At 64.9% G+C, this 2542-nt stretch carries 3 protein-coding genes and 1 riboswitch; of the genes, 1 reads left to right on the top strand and 2 read right to left on the bottom strand.

Going from position 1 to position 2542, the window contains the following annotated elements:
• Nucleotides 1-69: 69 nt before the first annotated feature.
• Nucleotides 70-729 carry a methionine biosynthesis protein MetW gene (metW, locus tag ACOJTD_RS22655; RefSeq protein WP_420135101.1) on the bottom strand — a complete coding sequence of 220 codons (660 nt, stop codon included), beginning with the start codon at nt 727-729 and terminating at the stop codon, nt 70-72.
• 1 nt (nt 730) lies between these two features.
• Complete coding sequence (gene metX, locus ACOJTD_RS22650; RefSeq protein ID WP_420135100.1) at nt 731-1921, bottom strand: homoserine O-acetyltransferase MetX; 1191 nt, start codon at nt 1919-1921, stop codon at nt 731-733.
• Between the two features lie 100 nt (nt 1922-2021).
• Nucleotides 2022-2101: riboswitch (SAM riboswitch) on the bottom strand.
• A 256-nt stretch (nt 2102-2357) separates the two neighbouring features.
• Between metX and ACOJTD_RS22645 the strand changes: the two genes are divergently transcribed.
• Nucleotides 2358-2542, top strand: a 185-nt coding sequence (locus ACOJTD_RS22645; protein ID WP_420135099.1) for a chorismate mutase, incomplete at its 3' end; no start/stop codon positions are given.

The raw sequence follows: 2542 nt of genomic DNA, 5'->3' as shown, positions 1-2542 counted from the left end.
GCTAGTTTTGTGCAGCTTTTGGCTGCATGGAGCGGATCTTGCGCGTGCATTATTGCGCAACAACGGGAGTCACTTCCGCGCCCGCTGCAGCAGGAACACGCCCTGCTCGCCGAACAGATTCCAGAACCACCACGGCGCATTGAGGCGCAGCGGGCGCCCCTGGAGATCGAGCGCCACGGCGCGCTCCATCTTCACATTGATCTCGTCGCAGAGATGCACGAAATCCTTGATGGTGCAGAAGTGAATATTCGGGGTGTCGTACCAGGTCGCCGGCAGGTTTTCGGTACGCGGCATCTGCCCGTTGATCAGCAACTGCAGCCGCATGTTGATGTAGCCGAAATTGGGAAACGACACGATCGCACGGCGGCCGATGCGCAGCAGATTTTCCAGCACCACGCGCGGCTGCCGCGTCGCCTGCAACGTCTGCGACAGGATCACGTAGTCGAACGCGTCGTCGACGTAGTTGTCGAGGTCGGTGTCGGCGTCGCCTTGCACCACCGCGAGGCCGCGGGCGACACAGCGGTTGACGCCCTCGCGCGACAGCTCGATGCCGCGGCAATCGACCCCGCGCGACTCGAGTAGCTGCATCAGGTCGCCTTCGCCGCAGCCGACGTCGAGGACACGCGAGTCCGGCTCGACCATGTCGGCGACCAGCAGATGGTCGGCGCGATGCACCCGCAGCATCGGCCGCTCGGGCGCGCCCAGCGGCAAGCTCTCCTGCACAGCCATGTCAGCGCCCCCGACCGAGCCCGCGCGCGGTGGCGGCTGATTGCAGGAAGGCGTGGGCGATGTCGATGAATTCCGGCTCGTCGAGCAGGAAGGCATCGTGGCCCTTGTCGGTCTCGATCTCGGCGAACGACACCCGCGCGCCGCCGGCGTTCAGCGCGTGCACGATGGCGCGCGACTCCGCGGTCGGAAACAGCCAGTCGGACGTGAACGACACCACGCAGAACCGCGTCTGCGTGCCGCGAAACGCAGCGGCCAGAATGCCGTCATGATCGGCGGCGACATCGAAGTAATCCATCGCACGGGTCAGATACAGATAGGAGTTGGCGTCGAAGCGCTCGACGAAGGACGAGCCCTGATAGCGCAGATAGCTCTCGACCTGGAAGTCGGCATCGAACGAGAACGTCGGCAGCTCACGGTCCTGCATCCGGCGGCCGAACTTGCGATGCAAGGCAGCGTCGGACAAATAAGTGATATGCGCCGCCATCCGCGCGACCGCGAGGCCACGATGCGGATGTACGCCGGTCTCGAAGTAACGACCATGCGCCCAGTCCGGATCGGCCATCACAGCCTGACGGCCGAGCTCGTGGAACGCGATATTCTGCGCCGAGTGCCGCGTCGCGCAGGCGATCGGCATCGCCGAGAACACCCGGTCCGGATAGGCCACGGTCCATTGCAGCACCTGCATGCCGCCCATCGAGCCGCCGACCACGCTGAACAGTTTGTCGATGCCGAGCCGGTCGATCAGCATCGCCTGCGCCCGCACCATGTCGGGGATGGTGATCACCGGAAAATCCAGCCCCCACAGCCGGCCGGTCGCCGCATTGGTCGAGGCCGGGCCGGTCGAGCCCATGCAGCTGCCGATTACATTCGAACAGATGACGAAGTAGCGGTCGGTGTCGATCGGTTTGCCGGGGCCGACCAGCGTCAGCCAGCCGCCGGGCTTGCCGGTGATCGGGTGCACGTTGGCGATGTGCTGGTCCATGGTCAGCGCGTGGCAGACCAGGATGGCGTTGCTCTTGTCGGCATTCAGCGTGCCGTAGGTCTGGTAGGCGATCTGGAACGGCGCGAGGTCGACGCCGCAATCGAGCCGCAGCGGCTGCTCGGGACCGAAATGGGCGACCAGCGACGTCGGATGGTCTGCCTCGTGGGCGCGCTCGCCGGCGACCTGCCCTTTCGAATGAACGTTCATCATACGCCTGCCAACGACCTCGTTCCGGACACCGTCCCGGTCGGCCTCAGATAGTCACGGCAGGGTCAATAAAAAACCCGGCCTGAACATGGGTTCGGCCGGGATCAAAACGTCCCCGGCCTGTTTAGCGAGTTGTTTAACGTGGCTGCAAGCCGGCCGGCTCAAATGACCACGGGATGTGGGGCGAAAGATAAGCATAAAGTCCGGAGGCGTCAATCATGCGGGGGCTGGAGGGGCGCACCGGGCCTGCTCTCCCCTCCCCCTTGCGGGGAGGGGTCGGGGGTGGGGGTCCCCAGGCACAGTGCTCGCGTAGCCTTCACGCTGGCGCAGTGCTCGGGTCGGGGAAGCGCATCGGCCAACAAGCCAAATTCCTTTGCCTTCAATCGCCTGGTTTCCTAAGCAGAAGGTCGCATCGCGTTTCGTCTGAAGGTTCTCCGCAATGACCAAGCCGCCCTCGCCGCCGTCGCTCAACGAGCTCCGCCAGGAGATCGACAGCATCGACGCGCAGGTGCATCAGTTGCTGATGCAGCGCGGCGAGATCATCGACCGGCTGATCGCGGTGAAGCAGACCCAGGAGGTCGGCTCGGCGTTTCGGCCGGCGCGCGAGGCCGACATGATGCGGCG

The organism is Rhodopseudomonas sp. (genome assembly GCF_048594845.1).
Lineage (GTDB): Bacteria > Pseudomonadota > Alphaproteobacteria > Rhizobiales > Xanthobacteraceae > Rhodopseudomonas.
This window is presented reverse-complemented; position numbering and strand designations above follow the sequence as displayed.

Coding starts and splice junctions, on each gene's coding strand:
- metW (WP_420135101.1), bottom strand. CDS start 729: ATGGCTGTGCAGGAGAGCTTGCCGCTGGGCGCGCCCGAGCGGCCGATG.
- metX (WP_420135100.1), bottom strand. CDS start 1,921: ATGATGAACGTTCATTCGAAAGGGCAGGTCGCCGGCGAGCGCGCCCAC.